Source organism: Flavobacterium sp. P3_A6 (genome assembly GCF_056403035.1).
The window spans coordinates 243,547-269,726 of record NZ_JBFUGG010000003.1 but is presented as its reverse complement, the minus strand read 5'-3'; the positions used below and the strand labels follow the sequence as shown (position 1 = coordinate 269,726).

Here is a 26,180-nt window from a genome sequence, read left to right as displayed (position 1 = left end):
TTACAGATTGTTTTTCTCCTGAATTTTATTTAAAACAAAAAGATAATCTTCCTGATTGCTTACAAAATCACGATCGGAAACATCAATGACCAAGACATTCAAATCAGTTTGGGTTTTGATGTATTCCAAGTAACCTTTATTTATTTTTTCTAAATATGCTGCCGTAATATCCCGTTCGTAGCTTCTGCCACGGCGTTTTATATTCTGCAGTAAACGATCGGTATTTTGATACAGATAAATATACAAATCAGGCTTTGGCATTTCTTTATAAATGATATCAAAAAGTGTTCGATACAATCTAAACTCATCAACTTCTAAAGTAATTTTAGAAAATAACAGCGATTTAAAAATATGATAATCGGCAATAATAAAGTCTTTAAACAAATCAAATTGTGACAAATCATCAGACAACTGCTGATACCTATCCGCTAAGAAAGACATCTCTAGCGAAAAAGCATACCGGCTTTGATCTTCATAGAATTTAGGCAAAAATGGATTGTCTGCAAAACGTTCCAAAACTGTTTTCGCATTAAAATCCTGAGCCATTTTTAGCGCCAAAGTAGATTTCCCAGCACCAATATTCCCTTCAATAGCAATATAATTATACTGATTTAATCGGATAGCAGTCAAAGGACTTACTAATTCCTCAACTACCTCACAAACACTATCATCAGGTGTAATCTGAATTAGCTCGGGAATCGTTTTTTTCAACATAGGATGAACCCAATCTAAATTTAAATCTTGAAAAGGCAGCAAAACAAATTTTCGGTTTTGCATCAAAGGATGTGGAATTTGAAGATGCTCAACATTAATAATTTCAGAGTCAAAAGCAATTAAATCAATATCAATAATTCTGGATTGATATCCAGCATTTTCATTGCGGATTCTGCCTAACTTTTTTTCAACCGTCAAACATTCCTCCAAAATCTGCACGGGTGTTTTATAAGTATGCAAAACCAAAGCGCAATTATAAAAAGCCTCACTTTCAAATCCCCAGGAAGGCGTTTCATATAAATTGGAAACTTTTATAATAGTCCCAATTTCCTGATGAATTAGCTCCAAACACAATTCGATGTTTTTCAACCGATTGCCCTGATTACTTCCTAAAGATAAAATGACTTGATGCTGTAGTTCCATATTAAGCACAAATTAACTAAAAGAATTTTAGAATAACAGTATATTTGCCCACTGTGTTGCATTTTATTTTCATTCATGGCTGTAACAAATCAACACTTTTAAATACTTATCAGTAAACATAGAATTTATGAGATTTTTAGGAAATGTAATGGCTACCATCATTGGTATTTTTGTTTTTTTCATGTTGTTTTTCTTTGGCATTATACTCATCGGGGCGCTTTTTGGAGGTGAATCTGAGGGAATTGAAGTCAAAAACAATTCGGTTGTTGAATTAAACTTAGAAGATATATCCAATGACTATGCTGGAAAATACAAAGACCCTTGGATAAATGTCTTTTCAGAGAAAAAAAATATTGGCCTTACCGATATCATCAATGCCATTAGTGCTGCAAAAACTGATAGCGACATCAAGGGAATATCAATTTTAAACCAAAATTCTTCTTTGGGATTAGCGCAAAGCAAAGAACTTAGAGAAGCCTTGGATGATTTTAAAAAATCCGGAAAGTTTGTTATGGCCTACGCCAATGATTATTCTCAGAGAGATTATTACCTGAACTCTGTTGCCAATACCATTTATTTAAATCCGGCTGGAGATGTTGATTTTAAAGGATTATCTACCGAGCTAATGTTCTTTAAAGATCTGCAGGAAAAATCAGGAGTAAAAATGGAAGTTATCCGTCACGGAAAATACAAAAGTGCTGTTGAACCTTTCCTCGAAAATAAAATGAGTGATGCCAATAGAGAACAGACTACCGCTTTATTAAATTCCGTTTGGAGTTCAGTTCTTGAAGACATTTCAGCAAGCCGCCATATCTCCATCTCCCGATTAAATGAAATCGCAACCGGATTATTGGCCCGTACTCCGGAAATGGCCAAAGCCAATAAACTTATCGACATTGTCGCTTATGAAGATGTATATCATCAGGCTATCAAAAAAGCATTGAATGTGGACACTAATGAAGATTACAATAAAGTATCCATTACTGATTATGCTCAAAAAATAGCAACAACTTCAATACTTCCGGAAACAGACAATCAAATTGCCGTAATCTATGCGCAAGGTGAAATTCAAAGCGGCGAAGGAGACGTTGATGTAATTGGTGAAGGCTCTATGCGCCGTTCATTCCAAGAAGCCAGAAAAAACAAAGATATTAAAGCTATCGTGCTTCGTGTGGACAGTCCTGGCGGAAGCGCTTTGACATCTGATTTAATTTGGAGAGAAATTGAATTAACCAAAAAAGTAAAACCGGTCGTGGTCTCCATGGGGAATTATGCAGCATCCGGAGGATACTATATTGCTTGTAATGCTAACACCATTTTTGCCGAAAAAAACACCATTACTGGTTCTATTGGAGTTTTTGGGGTTTTACCAAACTTCAGCCAGCTGTCAACCAAAATCGGAATTAACACAGAACAGCTAACAACAAATGAAAATGCTAATTACAGTCCGTTTGTTCCTTTGAACGAAAAATACAAAAAAGTAACTCTGGAAGGAATCGAACGCGTATATAAAACATTTGTAACACATGTTGCTGAAGGCAGAAAAATGACTTTTGCACAAGTAGATTCGATCGCGCAAGGCCGTGTTTGGACAGGTACGGAAGCGAAAAAAATTGGTTTAGTAGATAAAATCGGAAATTTAGATAATGCAATAAAAGAAGCGGCATCATTGGCCAAAATAAAAAACTATTCAACCCAAAACTTCCCTGAATACGAAAAAGATTTTGCCGATATATTTGCTAAACTTCCTTTTGCAAAATCAAAAGAAGCTTTAATCAAAGAAGAGATAGGAGAAGAAAATTATTTCCTTTTACAGCAAGTTAAAAAAGTACAGCTTCAAAAAGGAATTCAAGCCAGAATGCCTTTTGAAATTTCGATACAGTAATTTTTTAAAATAATAAACCACAAGCCCTTTCCGTTTTAAACTGAAAGGGTTTCTTTTTTATAAATTTTAACAGAACAACTAATTAATAAACCCTTATTTTTGTAAAAAAATAACCCAAATTACTGAATCTATATGCTAAAGAAAATTTTAAAAATCGTTGGGATTGCATTAGTTGTTCTTACAGCTTCCTTATTTGCAATTCCGTATTTCTTTAAAGACCAAATAAAGGCTAAAATTACTGAAGCCATCAACGAAAAAGTGGATGCAAAAGTTTCTTTTGCAGATGCTGACTTGAGTTTATTCAAAAATTTCCCAAAAGCAACTGTAACCTTAGACAAATTACTGATTATCAATAAAGCACCATTTGAAGGAGATACTTTGGTTTCTTTAGGCGAATTGAATTTGAAAATGTCAATCAAAGAATTGTTCAAAAGCAAGGAGGAAACCATGGAAATTGAAGGAATCACTTCAAAAAACGGTTTCATCAATATTATATTCAATAAAGACGGAATTGGAAATTTCGATATTGCTTTGAAAGACAACAAACCCAAAGAAGACACCAAAAGTGAACCAATGTCATTGAAAATCCAGAAATACCAAATTGAGAATTTCAAGTTTCAATACTTTGACGAAGCTTCACAAATAAGAATGGTCATTGACAGTTTGAACCACGAAGGAACGGGTGATTTTAATGCTTCAAAACTCGATTTAGACACCAAGTCAACGGCAAAAGTATCATTTGACATGGGTAAAATCAACTATATGAAAAATGTTGCTTTGTCACTGGACGCGGTTCTTGGTATTGATTTAGAGAAAAGCAAATACACTTTTAAAGAAAACAAAGCCTTAATCAATCAATTACCGCTGGAATTTGACGGTTTTATACAAATGGCTGAAGCAGGACAAGTCTATGATTTAAAATTCAAAACACCCACTTCCTCATTCAAGAACTTCTTGGGATTGATTCCTGCTGCTTATTCTTCCAGTTTAGAAGGCGTAAAAACGACTGGAGATTTTACAGTTAACGGTTTTGCTAAAGGTATGCTTACAGACACTACCATTCCCAAATTCAACATTGCCATTGCTTCCAATAACGGATCTTTTCAATATCCTAACTTGCCAAAATCCGTTCAAAGTATAGTTATCGATACTAAAATCGTAAATGAAACAGGTATCATGAATGACACTTATGTTAATCTGGACAAGCTTTCTTTTAGAATAGACCAAGACGTTTTTGATGCTAAAGCCAATATAAAAAACATCAGCACCAATGCATTGGTTGATGCCGCTTTGAAAGGAACGATTAATTTAGCCAATCTTTCTAAAGCATATCCTATAAAACTTGAAAAACCGCTTACTGGTATTCTTAAAGCAAATGTAACTACCAAATTTGATATGGCTTCAGTTGAAAAAAGCCAGTATCAAAATATCAATAATGCAGGAACTATTGGTTTAACTGGATTTAATTATGATGACGGAAATGGTAAAAACATGACCATCAGCAATGCCTTGGTACAATTCAATCCAAGTCAAGTGCATTTGAAACAATTTAATGCCAAAACAGGAAAAAGCGACCTTAGCGTAACAGGAGTTTTGGATAATTTTTATGGTTTTATGTTCAGAAAACAAGAGCTGAAAGGGAATTTCAACTTGTCTTCAAACCAACTTGCTGTTAGCGATTTCATGACAACCAGCACAGCTCCCGCATCTATAGCAAAAACAGAAACTAAAGGAGCTAAGAAAGAAGAACCATTGAAAATCCCAGCTTTCTTAAATTGTACGCTTACCGCAAAAGCCAACACGGTTTTATATGACAACTTAACACTAAAAGATGTTTCTGGGAAAATGATTATCAAAGATGAGAGAGTAACCTTGGAAAATGTAAAAACATCTATTTTTGGAGGAAATATAGGGGCCAGCGGTTCCGTTTCCACAAAAGGAAAGACACCCGTTTTTGATATGAATCTAAATTTAAACCAAGTTGATATTCAGCAAAGTTTTACCCAATTGGATATGCTGAAAAAAATAGCTCCAATTGCCGGAATCGTAAATGGAAAAATAAACACCGCCATCAAATTAAACGGAAATCTGGATGCTACAGAAATGACTCCAGATTTGAAATCAATTTCAGGTGATTTGATCGGGCAATTGCTTTCTACTACCATAAATGCAAATAACTCGACATTATTAAAAGCCTTGAGTTCGAATCTGAAATTTATTGACTTAAACAAAGTAAACCTCAATGACATCAAAGCTGCGCTTACTTTTAAAGACGGGAAAGTAAACGTAAAACCATTTGACATTAAATACCAAGATATAAAAGCAACAATTGGCGGTGCGCATGGTTTTGACCAAAGCATGGATTATAATATCAAGTTCAATGTTCCTGCCAAATACCTGGGCAAAGAAGCCAATGCCTATATCTCGAAAATGTCACCTGCTGATGCGGCCAAATTTGAAAATATCCCAATAAATGCATTAATGACCGGCTCATTCAGCAATCCGAAAATCTCAACAGATATGAAAGCAGCGATGACCAACCTGACAATGCAATTGGCCAAACAGCAATCGGATAAATTGATGAAAAAAGGAGGTGCAGAATTGGATAAATTACTGAACAGCGGTAAAAAAACGGATACTGACACTACTAAAACAAATGCTCAAAAAGAAGACATCAAGAAAAAAGCCGGCGATTTACTGAATGGTTTATTCAAAAAGAAAAAACCAGCAGAGCCAACAACACCTCAAAATTAAATTAGAAAAGCCGTCTCACAAAAATTTGAACTGCCCCCAAATAATTAGACATTATCTGGGGGCATTTTTATGGAAAAAATTTGGCCACAGATTGCACGGATTAAACAGATTGGCACGGATTTAAAAACTTAGTGAAGTTCTATTTATTTCATGCAATTATCTAACTTCTCCTATTCTATAACACTCCATCAACTGGTTCCCAAAGTTCAATTTTATTTCCTTCGGAGTCCATGATGTGAATGAATTTTCCATAATCGAAGGTTTCCATTTCATCGAGGATAGTCACACCGTTGGCTCTTAGATTTTTTACAAGTTCTTCGATATTCTGAACTCTGTAATTAATCATGAATTCCTTTTTGGACGGAGAAAAATACTCACTTCCACTTTTAAAGGGACTCCACTGCAGTTGATTTACCTCATTGGGTTTGTCTATATTTCGGGATTCAAAAGTAGAACCCCATTCATTGACATCAAGACCTAAGTTTTTAGCATACCAATTTCTGGTTTCAGCTGGATTGTCTGAAAAAAAGAAAATGCCGCCGATTCCTGTTACTTTTGGGATTGTGTCTTTTGGCGAAACTTCATTTTCTGTTTTGTTATTTGAATTTTCCATAATGTTTGTATTTTTATTTATTCAACTCTATCTTTTTGTATTTGCCTAAATATTTCAAATATATAACCAATTGTCCATATCACTTTTAGCCGTAACTATTGTTTTTATTATTTAATCGAACAGTATTTACTGATATCAAAATAAAGAAAAGAAGAAAATTCAGAATATAATTTAAATATGGACGTCCAAAAATTGTCGGAATTAATGAAAATAGAAAGTAAAGAGTAAAACTCAAAATAATGAGAAAAGCCTCGACCGCAATAACCAATAATAAATTATGCCAAAAATTTATAGAAAATCTGTTTATAAAAAAATAAAAAGGAAGTCCAATAAATAAAGAAATAATTAATTGAAACAAATTCTATAATACTATTGCGAAGCACAATTGACTTATTTAACTCATTAACAATTTCATTTTTAGAGCTTGTAAATGAAATCTGTTCAAATGAATATTGAATTTTATCAACAAATGTCTGTCTTTCTAAAATATCTTTTTTCACATTCAGCAGATAAACTTTTGTTTTATTATCTAAAGATGGATAATCTAATAAATCATTTACATTTTTAAGTTGTGTCAGTTTATTATCAATATTACTATAATAAGAAACTCCTAAGTAATTATCTAAAGCTATGATTGACAAAATGACGAATAATACTACAAAAAATTTCGCTATATTTTTCATTGACCGATCTTGCAATAAACTTAAAATTTGTTTCGGAATTTCAAAAATGTCCATAATTTAACAGTTTGGTTTATTGTTGTATCTAACTTGTATATAAGTCTAAAAAACTCCCATACCCACTCCCCAAAATCAGGCAGATTAATAAAGGGTAATTTCACTTATATAAATATATTGAATTTATTTCTAAAACAAATAATCTCATTATTACGCTAAACCGCGTGAGGGATAGCAATGAAAAGCCCGCAGACAAGTGTAGCGACAGCGGAACTTGATGAGGACTTGTAATGAATAGCCCGACAGCCACAAAGAAAAAGGGCAATATCCACAAAGCTGACAGCCCTTTTTCTTTGTGGATGGCACGCCCACACGAGCTTTTGCGAACTGACGAAGTAAATCCTATTTTCTAAACATCAATCGAAACTACATAACCTTCAAAACCACGAACATTGAAAACGGTTCCGTCTTCAAAAATGAGGTACTGTCCTTTGATTCCTGTAAGTTTCCCCTTGAAATGAGGGGTTTTGTCCAGACTTAAGCTGGCTATTTTTTTAGGGTAATTCAAAACTGGAAAATGCATTTCGTAGAGGTCGTTTTTATCTAAATGATAAAATTCCTGCACTTCAGCTGGGATGAGATTTTCAACTTTTAATTTTTCGGCGATTAAGTCGATAGGAACAACATCATTTTGAAGCATTTTGCGCCAATTGGTTTTATCGGCATAATGATTTTTCAGAGCTACCTCGGTAATTCCGGCCAAATATCGGTTGGGTACTTCAACAATGGATATCGCCTGTGTAGCGCCCTGATCAATCCATCTCGTTGGCATTTGCGTTTTGCGGGTCACTCCTACTTTGACCTCGCTGGACAAAGCCAAATAAACAATATGAGGCTCTAACTGCACTTTTTGCTCATATTCCAAATCACGGTCGGCAATGCCAAGATGGGCGGTGCTCAGCTCGGGTTTCATGATCCAGTCACCCACCGCCGGGCTCGAATAGAAACAGTCGTAACAGAATCCCTGACGGAATATTTTTTTCTTTTTACCGCAATTCAAACATTGATATCCTTCAAAATTAATTTCCAGCTCTTTGTTTAATAGCTGATTCATGTTCAAAAAACTGTTTTCGAAAACCAGATAATATTGAATCGGGTTTCCAAATTCGGTTTGCATTTTTGAAAGTACTCCTTGGTATGTCATTGAGATTTTAGATTAACGATTTTAGATTTCTGATTTTAGATTTTTGGCGTCTATTTAAATTTTCGATTATTTGAATTCGAACCTTTAGAACAAATAGAATACTTATTTTTATAAAAAAAAAGACTATTTTTGATAAAAAGCAAAGTTAGTATTTGTCCATCGATATTCAAATCTTAAATTTCCATCTTTTCTACTTAGGAAGAAAATCAGAAATCTAAAATCGTTAATCTAAAATCATAAATCCCCATGCCTTTAGCAATTATAAATTCTATCGCTTCTTGGTTCTTGAAACAAAGAATTCACCAGATTGAGCTTTTCCTGAAGTATCCTAATGAAGTTCAGGAAGAATTGCTGATGAATTTAATACGCTCATCCGAAGAAACGGTTTATGGCAAGCAATACGATTATGCTTCGATAAAATCATACAAAACCTTTACTGATAGAGTTCCTATTTCTTCCTATGAAGATTTGGAGCCATATATTGAGCGAACCCGTCAAGGAGAACAAAATGTACTTTGGGAAACGCCTATAAAATGGTTTGCCAAATCAAGTGGCACTACTAATGCCAAAAGCAAGTTTATCCCCGTAAGCAGTGAAGCGCTCGAAGATTGCCACTACAAAGGAAGCAAAGATTTATTATGCCTCTATTTGAACAACAATGAAGAATCTGAAATGTTTGTAGGCAAAAGTCTGCGATTGGGCGGCAGTTCACAGATTTATGAAAACAACAATACTTTTTTTGGCGATTTATCTGCTATTCTGATTGAAAATATGCCTATTTGGGCGGAATTCAGCAGTACGCCAAGCAGTAAAATTTCTTTAATGAGCGAATGGGAAACCAAAATGAGCGCTATCATCAAAGAAACCATAAATGAAAATGTCACCAGTTTTGCAGGTGTTCCTTCTTGGATGCTGGTTCTAATGAATAAAGTCTTGGAAGAGACTGGAAAAACAAATCTAATGGAAGTCTGGCCCAACTTGGAAGTGTACTTTCACGGAGGCGTAAGTTTTGATCCTTACCGAGATCAATACCAAAAAATCCTTCCGAAAAACCAATTCAAATACTACGAAATATACAACGCTTCCGAAGGCTTTTTTGCCATTCAGGACTTGAATAATTCCAGTGATTTATTGCTAATGCTGGACTACGGCATTTTTTATGAATTCATCCCTATGGATACCTTTGGCACGCCTGACCAAAAAGCAATTCGGTTGGCAGATGTCGAATTATTCAAGAATTATGCTATGGTTATTACAACCAATGGCGGTTTGTGGCGCTATTTAATAGGCGATACTGTTCGGTTTACTTCCTTAAATCCTTATCGCGTTCGGGTAACGGGACGCACCAAACATCACATCAATGTTTTTGGCGAAGAATTAATGGTCGAAAACACCGATCAGGCAATTGCCAAGGCCTGCAAAATTACTCAAACCGAAGTAGTCGATTATACTGTTGCTCCCATCTTCATGAAAGACAAAGAAAAAGGAGCTCATGAATGGATAATTGAATTTAAGCAAGAACCAAAAGACATTGCAGCTTTTCAAAAGATTTTGGACGAGACCTTACAGTCCTTAAACTCCGATTACGAGGCCAAGCGCTACAACAACATGACTCTTAATCCGCCAGTAATTAATGTGGCTAGAAAACGATTATTTTATGATTGGCTCAAAGAAAGTGATAAACTGGGAGGTCAGCACAAAATCCCAAGATTATCAAACAAAAGAGATTATCTTGAGCAATTAAAAAAAATGCAAAATTTAATTAACTCCTAATGAAAAAAATAATATTCCTGCTAATGACTGTAATCATTGCCTCGTGTTCTTCTAATCGCGTTTGTGGTGGAAGCGGTGGGAAACGCTGCGTACAAACAATGACTACATTCAATTTCCAAAACTTTTCTTAAATATTTTTAACTTCTGTTGTAACATTTTTTGATTTTGAAAGTCTTGTATGCAATCATCAATCAAAATCATTTAATTCATGAAATCAACAGTATTAGCTTTATTGTTTCTTAGCACCTCATTTATATTTGCTCAAGAAGCAGAGCCAAATCTAGAAAATTCTCCAAAAGTCGAAAAAGATTCAATCAAAGAAAAAATCAATGCCCTTAACGAAGTAACTGTTACAGCTCAAAAAAAATACATCAAAGTAGATTCAGACAAAACTACAATCAGTGTAAAAGACAACGGCATGCTCAACAGCGGCAGCAGTCTTGAAGCTGTAAAAAAATTACCTGGCGTAATCACCTCTCCAACTGGCGGTATCTCTTTAAACGGAAAAGCAGTTACCATTTATATTGATGGTGCACCAAGTACATTATCCGGCAATGATTTACAAAACTACTTGAACACTTTACCAGCCAATGCCATCGAAAAAGTAGAGCTAATCTACAATCCAGGCGCTTCATTTGATGCGAATTCCAGCGGTTCGGTAATTAATATTGTTACGAGTTCCAAAAGAATGAAAGGCATTAACGCCAGCTTTAACATCAATTACAATTTTAATAAATACCAAAAACCAAGCCCGCAGATTCTTTTAAACGGAAAAGAAAAAGACTTAAGCTGGCAAACTATGCTGGGGTATAATTATATTGACAGCGAATCAAAAACCAGCAACTTACAAGAATTTACCGCTTTTAATCCTATTCAGTATCTAAAGCAGGAAAACTTTACTGTCAACACCAACAGAAACTTGTATTTTAGGCTAGGAACTAATTACAAACTGACCGAAAAATCGAATTTATTATTCAACTACAACGGAAACTACGCTAACGACAGATCTGTTTTTGACGCTGCAACAATGGGTGACAATATCGATTATTTCAATCAGGGAACAACTAAAAACAAAAATAACAATCACGAAATCAGTTTACAATACAAAACCAAACTTGACACTGTAGGAAGAACGCTTGACATCACAGCATTCAGTAATTTATTTGACAAAAAACCAATTACAGAATCAAATGCCATTGATAATATTTCCAATTCAGGCTCATTTGCTAATAGTAATCTTAATTTTGATTTAAAAAATTATTACCTGAAATATGACTTTGCGATTCCGTTCAAAAAAATGGATTTTTCGATCAATACAGGAGGAAAATTCAATGTGCTGGAAGTAAATGACATTGGAAATTATTACACTAATTCAGTAACAAACAGTATTGATTTTGATTATTCCGAAAACAATTTAGCCTTTTATGCCGAAGCCCGGAAAAAAATCAAGAAATTCAATTTTACAGCTGGACTGCGTTTTGAAGATTACCAAGTAGAACGAATCACAAACACCTTAGCGGAGCCTATAAAATTCAAAAACACTAATTTATTCCCTAATGCCAGTGCTATATATGAAGTGAATGACAAAGTAAACATTTCGGCTTCATATTCTAAAAAAATCAATCAGCCAAATTACAATAATTTAGACCCGAATAACAGCAACGCATTTGACCAATACAACACTTCGCAAGGAAATCTGTTTCTAGATCCAACGTATTTGAACAACTATGAATTTAAAATCACAGCGATGCAATTTGTGCAGTTGGGGATGAACTACACCGCATCAAAAGATAATAATCTCTTTGTATTCAGTGCCGATGCCGACGCAACTGAACCAGTGAGCAATCAGACTTATCAGCAGTTTGACCATTTTAACACCTTTAGTGCTTATGCAAATTTTCCAATTCCGTTGGATTATATCTTCAAAGGAAAAGAGGAATTTAAGAAACGAATGGGTAATATCGATGAGATGAACTATATTTTTGTAAATCTTAACTATATCAAATCGGATATAAAAGGATACGATTTCCCATACAAAAACAAAGCTATTTTTAATTACGCATTCCAATCTCAGATTATGTTACCTTGGAAAATTAAGAACTCCATGATGTATTTCTACCTTCCTCCCGGAAATTGGCAGATTTACAAAATAACCAAACCTATTCAGCAGTTTGACATTTCCTTCAACAGAGATTTCATGGATAAGAATTTAAAAATTGGACTGCATTGTTTTGATGTTTTCAATCAAAATGAAGTAAATGCATTAATTGCCGGCGAAAATTTAAATACTTCCTTTAGACAAAAACAAGATTCAAGAACGTTCCGCATATCATTAACCTATAATTTTGGAAACTTGAAAATGCAGAATGAGAACACCAATATCGAAACCGAAAAAGTAAAAAGTGGTGGCGGAATGATGAAATAGTTCTGGAGTTTAACCATAAAAGAAAACGCAAAACATTGTTTTTCTCATTATAACCATCAAGAAATTAAGTCTGAATTTCTCTTAACTTCTTTGTGATATACTTCAAACGTAAAGCTTATGTAAAAAAGAAGACCGTTCAAAATTCCATCTTTGAACGGTCTTCTTTTTTATATAAAATCATTAAAAAATTCAGACATATAAATCTTAATTTCTTAATGGCAAAATTTAAGGTTGACTTTCCAAAATCTTTTTCACATTAGCTAAATTTTGAGACTGATCCTTTTTGATAAAATCTTTGAACATAAAAGACATCAAATTAATAGGATAATCAGCGTGTCCGTAGAATTCGTTAGTGAGTTTGGTCTGGTTAGCAGAAACTGCCTCCACAATTGTAGCACCTGAATCATCACCTTTCATCGGTTTTTCAAAATGAATATCAACATCAATTCTATTATCGGTTATTTTTGTGATTTGCTGTGAACCTACACCTACATTATCGTCCAGACTTACCCAAGACGATTTGGCACCAACAGTTCCGTCAATTCCAGTATATTCAATTTTCACATTTGGATCTTTCATTACCCAGACACTGTACTTTTCCTGATTTTTAATCATTTTCACATAATCAAAAACCACTACTTGCGGTTTATTGATTGTTGTAGACACCGATACCGTGTAATCCTTTGGAACAATCATTGCTGCAATCAAAAGCAAAGCAATAAGCCCGACTATTCCAATCCCTATAAATTTTAGCACTTTCATATCTAAAGTCTTTTAATTAGCAGGATTTTCATCAAAATTAACCATCCAATGAATCCCAAATTTATCCACAAACATTCCAAAATAAGCACCCCAAAAGGTTTTATTCATTGGCATGAAAGGATTTCCTCCCGCTGAAAGTCCGTTGAAAATCCTATCGGCCTCATCAGTACTCTCTACATTGATTGAAATCGACACATTCGATCCAAAAACAACATCACCGCTGGCATCATTGCTGTCGCTTCCCATTAAAACGGTATTACCAATCGGCAAACACACATGCATGACTTTGTTTGCGTCTGCATCTGATAATTTTGGACTGTTTTCATCCGAAGGCATATCTTTAAACTTTCCAATATATGGAAATTCCCCTCCAAAAACAGATTTGTAAAATAGAAATGCTTCCTCGCAATTTCCATTGAAAATTAAATACGGATTAACTGCTGCCATAATTTTTTAAGTTTTAAATTGTTTTTATTTAGTTCCAATATTCTGAGTTACTAAGATTCTTAGTGGCTTAGCATCTAGTTTATTTTTTTTCTGAAAGTTCTTTTATTTTTTCAAATGCTTTAGGGAAAATTTCCTCAAAGTAATCAATATGTTTTTCAACCATATCCATCGTACCTTCAAGCAAAGTTCCGTTTTCAGTAGATGTCAGGCGATACGTTTCCATTGCACCAGACTATCCTTGTTCCTATGTATCAGCAGGCAATACTTTAAAATCTTTAATCTCTGACAAATGCTTAAAAGCCATATATTCATTTTCAGTTCTTTTGAAAATAACACTGTTCATGCCCATTCCGTCTGGTGTCAAAAAATGAATAGCATCCCCTTCTTTCCAATTACTTTCTGCATAAGTCCCTTCACAAAAAACACTAGCCCACTCTCGAAAACTTTTATCATCCCATAACGTTTGCCAAACTTTTTCTTTGGGAGCATTAATATTAATTTTAAACTGTAAAGTTTTCATAATTACTATTTAGGCAATTTAGTTAAGTCCATATACAAAACGTTCCAACGATGTCCATCTAAATCTGCAAAGCCACAACCATACATCCAGCCTTGATTTTCGGCAGGTTCTGCAAAAACATTACCGCCCGCTTCTCGTACTTTAGCGGCAAATTCATCAACTTCTCCTTTACTTTGCGCATCAATTGAAATTAAAACTTCAGAACTTTTTTGAGTATCTACCAATCTGTTTTCGAACAAACCCCTCAAATAAACTTTCTTCAAAAAGCATCACTACAAAATTAGATTCTCCAACCAGCATGCATGCTGAGGACGCTGTTTCCTGTTCAATTTTAAAAACAAAACCAATTTTAGAAAAAAAGGTTTTCGCTTTTTCTACACTCTTTACAGGTAAATTAAGCCAAATCCGTTTTGCCATCACTATTGTTTTTTATGCTAAAGTCCCTCTGCATATTTTTCGAAATTATCCAAAATCGCTTGCCATCCTTCACGTTGCATCTCTTCAGAATTTTCATTTTCAGGGTCGAAACTCTCAATAATTTCTACTCCATCCTCCAGACCAATAAAATAAATATCAACTTTTCGACCGTCAGCCAATTTATACTCTATAAAGGAATGATTTTTTACTTCTGTATATTCTCCTTCAAAATCAAAACTCATGGTCCCATCTTTTGAAGCCATCGTTGACCTGAATTTTCCGCCGACTCTCAAATCATTTTCAGCATAAGGCGTGTGCCAATCCTCAGAGGCATTATTCCATTTTGTAATGTGTTCTGGAGTAGTCCAGAATTTCCAAACTTCTTCGATTGAAGCTTCTACTTTACATTTAACCGTTATCATAAACAAATTATTTTCTCATAAATTTACAAATAATCTAAAAGAAAACTCTTTTTTAACAATAAAAAAACCTGCTCTATAGACAAAGCAGGTTTTGGCATTATTTTATTTATTAGTATAACTTAAGAAGCTATCTCCAAACGTTTCAATAAATTTTTATTCAAAGTTTCTTTAGCGTATTCCATATCGATTTCCAACTTTTTATCATCAGAACTTGGCAATTCATACATCGCATCTGTCAAGATTGCTTCGCATAGCGAACGCAATCCGCGAGCTCCCAACTTGTATTCCAAAGCTTTTTCTACAATAAAATCCAAAGCTTCATCAGTAATAGTGAAGTCAACTTCATCCATTAAAAATAACTTTTGATATTGCTTGATTAAAGCATTTTTTGGCTGCGTCAAAATGGCACGCAAAGTTTCTCTATCCAAAGGATCCATGTGAGTCAAAACAGGCAAACGTCCAATGATTTCAGGAATTAATCCAAAATCCTTGATGTCTTTTGGTATAATATATTGCAACAAATTGTCTTTGTCAATATTATCCACATTTTTAGATGTAGAATAACCAACAGCCTGACGGTTCAAACGTTTTGAAATAATGCGTTCCACTCCATCAAAAGCTCCTCCGGCTATAAACAAAATATTCTGCGTGTTTACCTCAACAAACTTTTGGTCTGGGTGTTTGCGTCCTCCTTTGGGTGGTACGTTAACCACTGTTCCTTCCAATAATTTTAACAAAGCTTGCTGTACTCCTTCTCCCGAAACATCACGTGTAATGGAAGGATTGTCGCTTTTACGGGCAATTTTGTCGATTTCATCAATGAAAACAATTCCTCTTTCGGCTTTAGTCACATCATAATCGGCTGCTTGTAAAAGACGAGTCAAAATACTCTCTACATCTTCCCCAACATAACCAGCTTCGGTAAGAACTGTTGCATCAACAATTGCAAGCGGTACATCCAGCATTTTGGCAATCGTTTTGGCTACCAGAGTTTTTCCAGTACCCGTTTGCCCTACCATGATGATATTGCTTTTTTCAATCTCTACCTCATCATCCAATTGCTGTTGCATCAAACGCTTGTAGTGATTGTAAACCGCAACGGACATTACTTTCTTGGTTTGTTCCTGTCCAATTACATATTGATCCAGAAAAGCTCTAATTTCTTTTGGTTTCTTTAAAATTAAATCACCAACCAGTTTTGAACCTCTATTTGTTTTTAATTCTTCCAGAACAATTCCGTGTGCTTGCTCGATACATTTATCACAAATGTGAGCATCGATTCCTGCAATCAATAAATTGGTTTCTGGTTTCTTTCTTCCGCAGAAAGAACATTGTAATACTTGTTTTGCCATTCTCTATTTGGTTGATAGTTGATGGTTGATAGTTGATGGTTTGTACCAACAACTATCAACCATCAACCAATAACTATTTATCCTCTTCTTAAAACTTCATCAATCATTCCGTATTCTTTGGCTTCGTCTGCAATCATCCAGTAATCGCGCTCGCTGTCTTTGTGAACTCTTTCAAAAGTTTGTCCTGAATGATGCGAAATAATTTGATACAACTCATCTTTCAATTTTAACATTTCGCGTAAGTTGATTTCCATATCGGTAGCAACACCTTGTGCTCCTCCTGACGGCTGATGAATCATTACTCTTGAATGTGGCAAAGCCGAACGTTTTCCCGCTGCACCAGCACACAAAAGAACAGCCCCCATAGAAGCCGCCATTCCTGTACAGATAGTTGCAACATCAGGTTTGATGTACTGCATAGTGTCATAAATTCCTAAACCTGCATAAACGCTGCCTCCAGGTGAATTCAAATAAATCTGAATGTCCTTTGAAGCATCAGCGCTTTCCAAGAATAATAATTGTGCCTGAACAATATTAGCAATTTGGTCATCAATTCCTGTACCAAGGAAAATAATTCTATCCATCATTAATCTCGAAAAAACATCCAATTGTGAAATATTCAATTGACGCTCTTCTATAATATAAGGAGTCATATTTTTTGGATTCATCGCAGCTACTATTTTATCATAGTACATTGCATTTACCCCTTGACCCTTAATAGCAAATTTTTTGAATTCTTTTCCGTAGTCCATTTTAAAAAGTTTATAAGTTTATAAGGTATATTTTCTAATGTTTTTTTGCCTTAATCGTAAAGCAAAGGTTGTTCCTTTTTATTTTTTGTGACAAACTGTCTCATTTTTCATTCTTTAATGGACAAATACCACTCACTCTTTAAATGAATTCCGCTTTATCAGAACCTATTCAAACAAAAGAGCGTCAAAATAAAATCTTTTGACGCTCAAATATAACTATTTTTTATTGTTTTGCATTTGTAATAAAACCATAAAGTTATTCGGTTTCTCCTTAAAATTAAAGAAACACCAACATCTAACTTCTAATTTCTTACCTACAACTTTAATTTATTCTCCGTAAGAAGCCGCAATAAATTCTTCGTAAGTCACTTCTTTCGTAGTTGGATTCGCTTTTTCCTTGAATAATTCAAGCAATTTAGCTGCAACCACTTGGTCAGAAAGTCTTTTCACTTCTTCTTGGTTAGATAATACTCTTGCCACAATTCCTTGAACTTCTTCGTCTGTTGGATTTGTTTGCCCAAACTGAGCCATTTGTTGTTTGATAGCATTTGTTGTAAACGCTTTCAAATCTTCAAAAGTAATCTGGATATTGCTTGTAGCCATTGCTTTTCCTTCAATTAATTGGAAACGCAAACCTCTTTCAGATCTTGCATATTCTACGATTGCTTCTTCTGGGGTCAATTGTTTTTCTCCAACAGTCTGCAGCCATTTGATTAAGAATTCAGAAGGTAAATCGAATTTCGTGTTTTCAATCAAAAATTCTTGAACATCAGCCAATAATTTTTGATCAGCTTGTTGAGCAAATTGCGCTTCAGCATCTTCTTTAATTTTTGCTTTCAAATCTTCCAATGAAGCTACATTTCCTTCTCCAAATAATTTATCGAACAATTCTTGGTTTAATTCAGCTGGCTCAGAAACATTGATAGCGCTAATTGTGAAATCAACATCAATTGCTAAATCATGTACGTTATCGTGACCTACTTTCAAGTAATCCATTAATTGATGATCGTCTTGAAACAAACCTTTAGTATTTACTGTTACAACATCTCCAACTTCTTTTCCAATAAACAAATCAGCAGTCGCTTTATCTTTAAATACATCTAAAGAGAAAGTCGTTTGGTTATCAATTCCATTTTCTGCATTTACAAAAGTACCAGCAATATCAGCATCAGCAGTAACTTTTTCAACTGGATTTGCATTACCAAACTGTTTTTGGATACGTGCAACTTGACCGTCAATTAATTTATCATCGGCAGTAACGATATATTTTACGATATCATTTTTAGCTTCAAGGTCTAATTCAAAATGAGGCACTAAACCAATTTCGTATTCAAAAACCAATTCTTCAGCATCCCAATCCAAATTTTCATTCTCTTTAGCAAGAGGAGTTCCCAAAAGGTTCAATCTTTCAGACTGCACAAAACGCTCCAAAGCCAAATCCACTACTTTCTTAACCTCTTCCTTTTTGATAGCTTTACCGTATTGTTTTTCAACTAGGTCTTTAGGAACTTGTCCTTTTCTAAACCCTTTTACAGTTGCCAAAGGCATTTTTTCGTTTATTCTTTTTGCTACTTGTCCTTTGTAATCCATGTGAACAACTGTCATTACAATCGTTTCATTCACAGCGTCTATTGCTACTCTTTTGATATCCATCTTCTTCTTTAATTTACATTATAAAATTGGGTTGCAAAATTATGAAATTTTTGCAACCCAAACAAGCTTTTTGCTAATTTGAATTTTATAGTGATTTGTTGTGATTTTTAGACGTTTATTACACAATTACAATCATTTAAATAATTAGCGCCTGATACCGCATAAAAATTTCAAACCCTATTTTTTACTATCTTTTTTTTAATAATTCCGTTTGTGCTTCATGACAAATTAAGGATTGCCGCTTCAAGCGAAATTTACTGAATACAAATAAAAACAAAACACAATATGTAATTTGGCGCAACCAATTTGAAAATCAACCATCTAACTAAAAAAGATAATTATGAAAAAAATAATTTGCCATTTCATCCTGATTCTAGGACTGATTTCCTGCAGTTCTGATGATAAAACCATACAAGGAGAATTTGAATTCATTAGCGAATATTCAGCTGCCGTAACAGTTGGTGGTTTCGTTGGTGTAAATGAACGAACTTTCAAAAAAGGCGAAACTTACACGGGAACAGACGAAGGAAAAAAAACGATAACGATAAGAATAGCTGCCCATTCAGAATTAAATAACAATTGTCCAAACAGTTGGTGTTATCAGGAATTTTTAGAAGTTCCCCGAGAGTTTTTAAAATTTGTTAAATAACTCACCAAAAATGAATTAAATTTTAAAAGAACCTAGGTATATTTGTAAACAGTATCTCTAAAATTTAAAAAGATTGACTAAGCATTTAAAATATCTCATTTCTCTCTTTCTGGCATTTGGCCTGATGGTAAATGATGGCACAATACTTTCTCAATCAAATTCAGCAGCGTATTATCAAGTTTCATACGTTAATACTCAAAATGAATTTACTCATGCCTCTGCCAAATTATACCAATTCCATCAGAAAAATTCAGCAGAAAGAATTGGATCACCAATACTTTTTGCATACCTCAAATTTCAAGATGCTTACAGTATTCAAACTCGGATACTTCTAAAACTACGAATTATACTTTATCAAAATATAAGTGCTGCGAAAGCTCTACACGTTTTTTTGAGTAAAATAATCACGTCAAGCAACCACTATTCTAATTTATACATAGCCTAGAAAATTTATTTCTAAGCATTTATGCATTCTCAATGCATAGCGATGATAAAAAATGTATAATCATTTATCATTTACAAAATGTATAAAAACAATAACAAAACACGTTTGGAGAAGTCCAAACAAACGACTCATTGGTTAAAAAGAAAAATCATGATAATTATTACAGCGTTCATGATCGGAATGTCAAACGGAATGAACACAAGAGATAATATGACTGTCAAAAACCAAAATCACACAGAACAGCAACATAAAAAAGACTAATTTGTTTTAATTCAAAAAAACCGTTAAGTCCGCAAAGAAAAAAACCTTGCGCACTTGGCGGTTACAATTTATTTTGACTCAAAACTACAATAGCATCGCCAACATTAACCGTACCCAGTCCCAGTCCAATAACATTTTGGCCAAACAAAACTTTATTGCCAAAATTTCTATATTTGGCCAAAGTTTTCAAAGGATCTTTTCCTGAAACAACACCTTTTTCTTGGTCAACTGTGGTCATCACACAACGATCACAAGGCTTCACACCAACAAAAGAAACGTTTCCAATTTTAAATTCTCTCCAAGCATCTTCTTCAAAAGCCTCCCCATTAGTAAAAACAAAATTTGGCCGAAAACGGTTCATTGGAACCTGAACTGCCAATCGTCCATTCAAATCATCCAACGAAGCCTGACCTATAATCAAAAAAGGATAAGCATCAGAAAATGAAGTGATTTCATCACCTGTAATCGCATATCGCGCATCCAATTTTCGTTCGCTCTCGTCAGGCATATGCACCAGCCGCACGGAAAATCCCAAAAGTTTTGTAAACCAGCCAGTAATCGTTTCACTTACTTCACACGCCTCAATCGTATCATCCCAAACTGTAACTTCAATTTTAGAAGTTGTATCCGAAAAAACAGGATGAAGCGGAATATCAATTGATTCCAAAAGTACCCGTTGTGTAATTCTCAAAAAATCACCCGCAATTTCTGGCTTAAAAAGAGCCAATTCAGGATATTCCCGTTGTGACAGAAATCGTCCATTATCATCTACCAAAAGCCAACGGCGGTCCAATTCCAATCCACGATCTGTAACTTTGGACTCCTGTAATTGAATTCCGCCTAATGATTTTACAGGATAAACCCAGATTTCCGAAAGTTTCAGCATAACATTATATTTTTTTCAAAACTACAAAAAATAAAAACTTAACCATTCTTGATATAACTCACAAAAAAACAGCCTTGTTATAAAGGCTGTTAAATAAACTGCTATAATTATTTATTTACTTTTTTCAGGTTTTCTTTCTGTCATTGCCATTCCGCATTTTGGGCATTTACCAGGTTTATCAGACACAGATCCATCCATAGTGCAAACATATTTACTTTTTACAGCTTTAACAGCTTGAGTTTCTTTTGTCTCTGTTTTATGTATTATCTCTTTGCTTACTACTAAATCCATTCCACATTCAGGACACTTTCCTTTTTTCTCACTTAGCACTTTTGAGTGCATTGGACAAGTGTACATTGTTTTTTGAACTTCTTTCTTAGGAGTAACAGGAGCTGTTTGAGCCACAACACTACCCATTGTAAAAAATAGTGTTAATACAATAATTAATGTTTTCATAATTTTTATTTGTTTTATGTTATTAAAATTTCTGAAATATTATCACCATAATTTAAAAGACTTTTTAAAAAGAAAAAGCTGTATTTGGCTTCCATAAAGAATCCAAATACAGCTTTAATTTATATGACTATTTCATTTTTTAATTCAATTGAGATTTTCAACAAAGCTACAACATCTGCAATGTTATAAGCAATAATGCAACCGACAAATCGCTATCTATTTATTGCCTCCTATAACTGAATAAGCAATTGACTGGGATATAGATAATATTATACTAAAAAACATCGCTACCCAAAAAGTATCTACCGTAAAACCACCAACAATTTTGGTACAGAGTACTATGACCAAAGCGTTTATCACCAACAAGAATAACCCTAAAGTCACTATAGTAAAAGGTAAAGTCAACAATACCATTATTGGTTTAATAAAAATATTAAGCAAACCCAAAACAACTGCTACTACCATTGCTGTAAATGGGCCAGCTACATGAACACCCGGCAAAAAATGAGCAATCACAAAAACTAATCCTGCGGTGATAATTATTCTCAAAATTAAATTCATAACTACATGTTTTAAATTTTTTATAAATATAATAAAAATTCTATATATTACTAAGTTATTTTAAAAAATCACTTACAAATTCATAAAACATCTTAGGGTTTTCGGCATGCAGCCAATGTCCAGCATTAGGAATAGTTACTACTGCTGAAACTGGAAAATGTTTTTCGATACCTCCAAAATCGCTATCAAGAATATAATTAGAACTTCCTCCCCGAATGAAAAGTGTCGGTTTTTCAAAAAACAAATCAGGAGCTAATGCTTTGCCTATTTCTTCTATTTTCTTATTAAAAACACCCAAATTAAATCGGAAAGCCAGTTGCCCAGATTCTTGCCAGTACAAACTTTTCATCAGGAATTGACGTGTTCCAAAATCAGGTATATGATTTTTCAGTATTTCTTCAACTTCATTCCTGCTTGGTTTAACCGAAAAATCAACCGCATTTAAACCAGTTAAAATATCCTGATGATGAGGAGCATAATATTTTGGACCAATATCTGCCACTATCAATTTGTCAACTAAATCAGGATAAGACGTTGCCAAAAGCATGGCGGTTTTCCCTCCCATAGAATGACCAATAACATCGATAGATTCAAGACTATTTACTTGGCAATAATCCAAAACATCCTGAACCATGACTTCATAACTGAAATCATCCGAATGAAAACTGCGCCCATGATTGCGTAAATCTAATAAATGAACCTGAAACCCATCGGCTACAAATTGTGTCCCTAATGTTTTCCAATTATCGGACATCCCAAGAAAACCGTGGATTATGACTAAAGGTTTCCCAGAACCTTCTATATTTGAGTAGAGCATTGTGATTTTTTTTAGAATTTAGATTAGATTCTAATTCAATAATAATTGAAAAACTATTTTAATTTTTGCAGATACATATTTACAACATTATCCAAACCAAGGTAAATCGCTTCGGAAATAAGAGCATGTCCAATGGAAACTTCTAATAGTCCTGGAATATTTTGTTTAAAAAACGCAATATTATCCAAACTCAAATCATGTCCTGCATTAATGCCTAAACCTAATTCATTTGCCAAAACTGATGATTTAACATAAGAATCAATCCCCTTTTCATTTCCCAAACTATACTGATGTGCAAACGCTTCTGTATATAATTCAATTCTGTCCGTCCCTGTTTTTTTGGCTCCTTCAATCATTTCAAGAATTGGATCAACAAAAATGGAAGTTCTAATTCCGTTTCGTTGAAATTCCTGAATAACTTCGGCTAAATATGATTGATTTTTTATAGTATCCCATCCCGCAGAAGAAGTAATTGCCCCAATGGCATCAGGAACTAAGGTTACCTGATCTGGTTTACATTCTAAAACTAAATCAATAAAATTATGCTGTGGATTTCCCTCTATATTATATTCAGTATAAACTATCGATTTTAAATCTCGTGCATCCTGATAACGAATATGGCGCTCATCCGGCCTCGGATGAATCGTGATCCCCTGAGCTCCAAAATTCTGAATATCAGTAGCCACTTTAAGCAAATCAGGGACATTTCCGCCACGGGCATTACGCAAAGTGGCAATTTTATTTATATTAACGCTAAGTTTTGTCATAGAAAAAAGTATTAATCGAATATATTATTTTGAAATGACAAAAATACAAAGTAAAAGGTAGCATATTTAGCATATTTTTGATTATTTTGCGTCGTTTATTGAGCAAAACTTATGAATGATTTAAAAGATTACATTACTAACGACTACAAGGCGATTGACACCCAAGAAACTATTGGGGCAGTTCAAGATTTTTTTGATGATCTGACTTTTTCTCATTTTCCAATTATTGAAGAAGGAATTTTTATTGGAAGCATTGCCGCCGATGATATTGAAACTTTTGACAGTGACAAAAAAGTTACTGAATACAGATATGCACTTGAACATTTTTTTGCCCGAACCAATATGATTTGGTTAGATGTTCTAGAGGTATTTGCTAAAAATCGCACTAATTTGGTTCCAATTTTAGATGAAAACAATAAATATATCGGATATTATGAAATTCAAGATGTTATTAAATTTTTTCATGAAACCACTTTTTTAAAAGAACAAGGAGTCATTATCATAGTAAGCAAAAACACTATAGACTATTCGATGAGCCAAATTGCACAAATTGTAGAAAGCAATAATGGCAAACTTTTAGGTCTTTTTATTTCAAATTCAGATGTAAACACCACCGAAGTTACTCTTAAAATAAGTGTTGGTTCATTAAACGAAATCATTCAAACTTTCAGAAGATACAATTATAATATCCTTTCGGAACATAACGAAGACAATTACATTAACAGCTTGAAGGAACGTTCAGATTATTTAGATAAATATTTGAATATGTAGTTATTGAATATAAACCCCCAAATCAATAACAAACAACAAAATATCAAAAAAAATGAAAGTAGCTATTTATGGCCAATATTATTTGGTAAGCACAGAACCAATTATAAAAGACATTTTTGTGTTTTTCAATAATAATAATGTAGAAATGGCCATTGAATCCGATTTCTTAAACATGCTGTATGAAAAAAAAATCATCGAAAAAGAATACAAAACTTTTTCCTCGCATGATGTTTTAGATTCCAGTTTTGACATGCTAATCAGTATAGGAGGTGATGGAACGATGTTAAGAGCAGTAACACTTGTACGGAATTCCGGAATTCCAATATTAGGAATAAATGCAGGCAGATTAGGTTTTTTGGCAACCGTACAAAAAGAAAACATAGCAGCTTTCATGCAGATTGTTATCGACAAAAAATATAAAATCTCAAAAAGAACCCTATTAAGCATAAGCTGTTTACCAGAAAACATAGCTATCGAAGGACTTAATTTTGCTCTGAACGAAATATCGGTCAGCCGGAAAGACACTACATCTATGATAACAATAGACACGTATCTGAATGATGAGTTTTTAAATTCGTACTGGGCAGACGGCCTAATTATTGCCACTCCTACAGGAACCACTGGTTACTCTTTAAGCTGTGGCGGTCCAATTTTAACTCCTGATGTAAAAAGCCTTGTTATTACACCTATTGCCCCTCATAATTTAAATGCAAGACCTTTGGTCGTTCCAGACACGACCGAAATCAGATTAAAAGTATCTGGCAGAGAAGAACAATATTTAGTCTCTTTGGATTCAAGAATTATGAGTGTTAAAAATGATTCTGTTTTATGCATAAAAAAAACTGACTTTGAAATAAATATGGTTGAAATTCCAGGGGAAACATTCTTTAAAACTCTGAGAACAAAACTGCTTTGGGGCGAGGACAGAAGGAATTAAAAAACCACATACCAATTTATCAGTTTTATCGTTACTATTACGAGATTCGTATCCTAAAAAAGAGATCTCGTCTAAAAAAAGACAGTATTCAGCAGATGCGTGCTGAATACTATTGATTATTATTATATTTGCAGGCAACTTATTAATTTTATGAGCAAAATTTTCATTTCTTTTTTATGCTTTTTTACGTTTAATTCCATTCATGCGCAAATTCATGAAATTGGAGTTTTTCTTGGGGGCAGCAATTATATAGGAGATGTAGGCTCAACAACTTATATTGCCCCAAATGAACCTGCTTTTGGAATTCTGTACAAATGGAACAGAAGCCCAAGGCATGCGTATAGATTTTCGTATACCCAGTCACAAATTTCAGGCAATGACAGTGACTCAAAAGAACCCGGCCGTTACAATAGAAGATATGGCTTTACTAATAACTTAAAAGAATTATCAGCTGGATTAGAATTTAATTTTTTTGATTTTAATCTACATCAGGAAAGACCAAAATTCACTCCTTATGTATATACAGGCTTAAGCTATTTTTTTTATGACAACCTATATATAGAGTCAGGATCAGGAGAAACAAAAAAAAACAATTCAAAGAGTACGATTGCAATACCGATAACCTTAGGTGTTAAAACTAATTTGTCAAGGAGTTTTATTTTAGGGTTAGAAGCAGGAGCAAGATATACATTTACAGACAATATTGACGGCAGTAATCCTAGTGATAACAATTTGCCAAAATTTGGAAATTTAAATAATAATGATTGGTATGTCTTCACGGGTATGACATTAACTTATACTTTTGGACAAAAACCATGTTACTGTGCATATTAAAAA

The 26,180-nt window shown here is 33.9% G+C and carries 26 protein-coding genes; 8 read left to right on the top strand and 18 right to left on the bottom strand.

Annotated elements, in window-relative coordinates; all coding sequences use genetic code 11:
• Entirely contained in the window at positions 1–1,137 is a 1,137-nt protein-coding gene (folK, locus tag AC1DVP_RS04695; RefSeq protein WP_477182382.1) for a 2-amino-4-hydroxy-6-hydroxymethyldihydropteridine diphosphokinase, read from the bottom strand.
• Positions 1,138–1,264: 127 nt separating this feature from the next.
• On the opposite strand from folK, the gene sppA reads away from it, so the two are divergent.
• Positions 1,265–3,022, top strand: a complete 1,758-nt coding sequence (gene sppA / locus AC1DVP_RS04690; protein ID WP_477182381.1) for a signal peptide peptidase SppA — start codon at positions 1,265–1,267, stop codon at positions 3,020–3,022.
• A 132-nt stretch (positions 3,023–3,154) separates the two neighbouring features.
• Complete coding sequence (locus AC1DVP_RS04685) at positions 3,155–5,776, top strand: AsmA family protein (protein WP_477182380.1); 2,622 nt, start codon at positions 3,155–3,157, stop codon at positions 5,774–5,776.
• Between the two features lie 175 nt (positions 5,777–5,951).
• On the opposite strand, the gene AC1DVP_RS04680 is transcribed toward AC1DVP_RS04685, so the two are convergent.
• The 3 genes from AC1DVP_RS04680 to AC1DVP_RS04670 all read right to left on the bottom strand — a co-directional run bounded on the left by AC1DVP_RS04680 (position 5,952) and on the right by AC1DVP_RS04670 (position 8,270).
• Positions 5,952–6,389, bottom strand: a complete 438-nt coding sequence (locus tag AC1DVP_RS04680; protein ID WP_477182379.1) for a VOC family protein — start codon at positions 6,387–6,389, stop codon at positions 5,952–5,954.
• A 275-nt stretch (positions 6,390–6,664) separates the two neighbouring features.
• Positions 6,665–7,126, bottom strand: coding sequence for a hypothetical protein (locus AC1DVP_RS04675; RefSeq protein WP_477182378.1), 462 nt, complete (start codon positions 7,124–7,126; stop codon positions 6,665–6,667).
• 349 nt (positions 7,127–7,475) lie between these two features.
• A complete protein-coding gene (locus AC1DVP_RS04670; protein ID WP_477182377.1) occupies positions 7,476–8,270 on the bottom strand; it encodes a DUF2797 domain-containing protein in 795 nt (264 codons plus the stop codon).
• A gap of 246 nt (positions 8,271–8,516) precedes the next feature.
• Here AC1DVP_RS04670 and AC1DVP_RS04665 point away from each other — a divergent pair, with 246 nt between their 5' ends.
• Positions 8,517–10,043 carry a GH3 auxin-responsive promoter family protein gene (locus AC1DVP_RS04665; RefSeq protein ID WP_477182376.1) on the top strand — a complete coding sequence of 509 codons (1,527 nt, stop codon included), beginning with the start codon at positions 8,517–8,519 and terminating at the stop codon, positions 10,041–10,043.
• Between the two features lie 208 nt (positions 10,044–10,251).
• Positions 10,252–12,468 carry a TonB-dependent receptor domain-containing protein gene (locus AC1DVP_RS04660; protein ID WP_477182375.1) on the top strand — a complete coding sequence of 739 codons (2,217 nt, stop codon included), beginning with the start codon at positions 10,252–10,254 and terminating at the stop codon, positions 12,466–12,468.
• Positions 12,469–12,693: 225 nt separating this feature from the next.
• On the opposite strand, the gene AC1DVP_RS04655 is transcribed toward AC1DVP_RS04660, so the two are convergent.
• The 9 genes from AC1DVP_RS04655 to AC1DVP_RS04615 all read right to left on the bottom strand — a co-directional run bounded on the left by AC1DVP_RS04655 (position 12,694) and on the right by AC1DVP_RS04615 (position 18,793).
• Entirely contained in the window at positions 12,694–13,230 is a 537-nt protein-coding gene (locus AC1DVP_RS04655) for an SRPBCC family protein (RefSeq protein ID WP_477182374.1), read from the bottom strand.
• 12 nt (positions 13,231–13,242) lie between these two features.
• Positions 13,243–13,677: a VOC family protein gene (locus tag AC1DVP_RS04650; RefSeq protein WP_477182373.1), complete on the bottom strand. Its 435-nt coding sequence runs from the start codon at positions 13,675–13,677 to the stop codon at positions 13,243–13,245.
• A gap of 79 nt (positions 13,678–13,756) precedes the next feature.
• On the bottom strand, positions 13,757–13,900 hold the full coding sequence (locus tag AC1DVP_RS04645) for a hypothetical protein (RefSeq protein WP_477182372.1): 144 nt from the start codon (positions 13,898–13,900) through the stop codon (positions 13,757–13,759).
• 21 nt (positions 13,901–13,921) lie between these two features.
• A complete protein-coding gene (locus AC1DVP_RS04640; protein ID WP_477182371.1) occupies positions 13,922–14,197 on the bottom strand; it encodes an SRPBCC domain-containing protein in 276 nt (91 codons plus the stop codon).
• Positions 14,198–14,202: 5 nt separating this feature from the next.
• Positions 14,203–14,460 carry a VOC family protein gene (locus AC1DVP_RS04635; protein ID WP_477182370.1) on the bottom strand — a complete coding sequence of 86 codons (258 nt, stop codon included), beginning with the start codon at positions 14,458–14,460 and terminating at the stop codon, positions 14,203–14,205.
• Positions 14,461–14,631: 171 nt separating this feature from the next.
• Positions 14,632–15,036, bottom strand: a complete 405-nt coding sequence (locus AC1DVP_RS04630; RefSeq protein ID WP_100432097.1) for an SRPBCC family protein — start codon at positions 15,034–15,036, stop codon at positions 14,632–14,634.
• Positions 15,037–15,155: 119 nt separating this feature from the next.
• Complete coding sequence (clpX, locus tag AC1DVP_RS04625; protein WP_194641850.1) at positions 15,156–16,388, bottom strand: ATP-dependent Clp protease ATP-binding subunit ClpX; 1,233 nt, start codon at positions 16,386–16,388, stop codon at positions 15,156–15,158.
• A gap of 77 nt (positions 16,389–16,465) precedes the next feature.
• Complete coding sequence (gene clpP, locus AC1DVP_RS04620; protein ID WP_219316158.1) at positions 16,466–17,140, bottom strand: ATP-dependent Clp endopeptidase proteolytic subunit ClpP; 675 nt, start codon at positions 17,138–17,140, stop codon at positions 16,466–16,468.
• A gap of 327 nt (positions 17,141–17,467) precedes the next feature.
• Positions 17,468–18,793, bottom strand: a complete 1,326-nt coding sequence (locus AC1DVP_RS04615; protein ID WP_477182369.1) for a trigger factor — start codon at positions 18,791–18,793, stop codon at positions 17,468–17,470.
• A gap of 340 nt (positions 18,794–19,133) precedes the next feature.
• Here AC1DVP_RS04615 and AC1DVP_RS04610 point away from each other — a divergent pair, with 340 nt between their 5' ends.
• Positions 19,134–19,442 (top strand): hypothetical protein, encoded by a 309-nt coding sequence (locus tag AC1DVP_RS04610; protein ID WP_477182368.1) that lies wholly within the window; start codon positions 19,134–19,136, stop codon positions 19,440–19,442.
• Between the two features lie 767 nt (positions 19,443–20,209).
• Here the strand turns inward: AC1DVP_RS04610 and AC1DVP_RS04605 are convergent.
• The 5 genes from AC1DVP_RS04605 to AC1DVP_RS04585 form a co-directional block, all read right to left on the bottom strand.
• Positions 20,210–21,034: an MOSC domain-containing protein gene (locus AC1DVP_RS04605; RefSeq protein ID WP_477182367.1), complete on the bottom strand. Its 825-nt coding sequence runs from the start codon at positions 21,032–21,034 to the stop codon at positions 20,210–20,212.
• A gap of 111 nt (positions 21,035–21,145) precedes the next feature.
• On the bottom strand, positions 21,146–21,490 hold the full coding sequence (locus AC1DVP_RS04600; protein ID WP_477182366.1) for a heavy metal-binding domain-containing protein: 345 nt from the start codon (positions 21,488–21,490) through the stop codon (positions 21,146–21,148).
• A 216-nt stretch (positions 21,491–21,706) separates the two neighbouring features.
• On the bottom strand, positions 21,707–22,051 hold the full coding sequence (locus AC1DVP_RS04595; RefSeq protein WP_100432106.1) for a phage holin family protein: 345 nt from the start codon (positions 22,049–22,051) through the stop codon (positions 21,707–21,709).
• Between the two features lie 55 nt (positions 22,052–22,106).
• Entirely contained in the window at positions 22,107–22,868 is a 762-nt protein-coding gene (locus AC1DVP_RS04590) for an alpha/beta fold hydrolase (RefSeq protein WP_477182365.1), read from the bottom strand.
• Positions 22,869–22,921: 53 nt separating this feature from the next.
• Positions 22,922–23,635 (bottom strand): pyridoxine 5'-phosphate synthase, encoded by a 714-nt coding sequence (locus tag AC1DVP_RS04585; protein WP_477182364.1) that lies wholly within the window; start codon positions 23,633–23,635, stop codon positions 22,922–22,924.
• 111 nt (positions 23,636–23,746) lie between these two features.
• Here AC1DVP_RS04585 and AC1DVP_RS04580 point away from each other — a divergent pair, with 111 nt between their 5' ends.
• From AC1DVP_RS04580 to porG, 3 genes are all read left to right on the top strand, one after another.
• Positions 23,747–24,406: a CBS domain-containing protein gene (locus AC1DVP_RS04580; RefSeq protein ID WP_477182363.1), complete on the top strand. Its 660-nt coding sequence runs from the start codon at positions 23,747–23,749 to the stop codon at positions 24,404–24,406.
• Positions 24,407–24,458: 52 nt separating this feature from the next.
• Positions 24,459–25,343: an NAD kinase gene (locus AC1DVP_RS04575; RefSeq protein ID WP_477182362.1), complete on the top strand. Its 885-nt coding sequence runs from the start codon at positions 24,459–24,461 to the stop codon at positions 25,341–25,343.
• Between the two features lie 150 nt (positions 25,344–25,493).
• Positions 25,494–26,177, top strand: a complete 684-nt coding sequence (gene porG / locus AC1DVP_RS04570; RefSeq protein ID WP_477182361.1) for a type IX secretion system protein PorG — start codon at positions 25,494–25,496, stop codon at positions 26,175–26,177.
• The last annotated feature ends 3 nt before the right edge of the window (positions 26,178–26,180 follow it).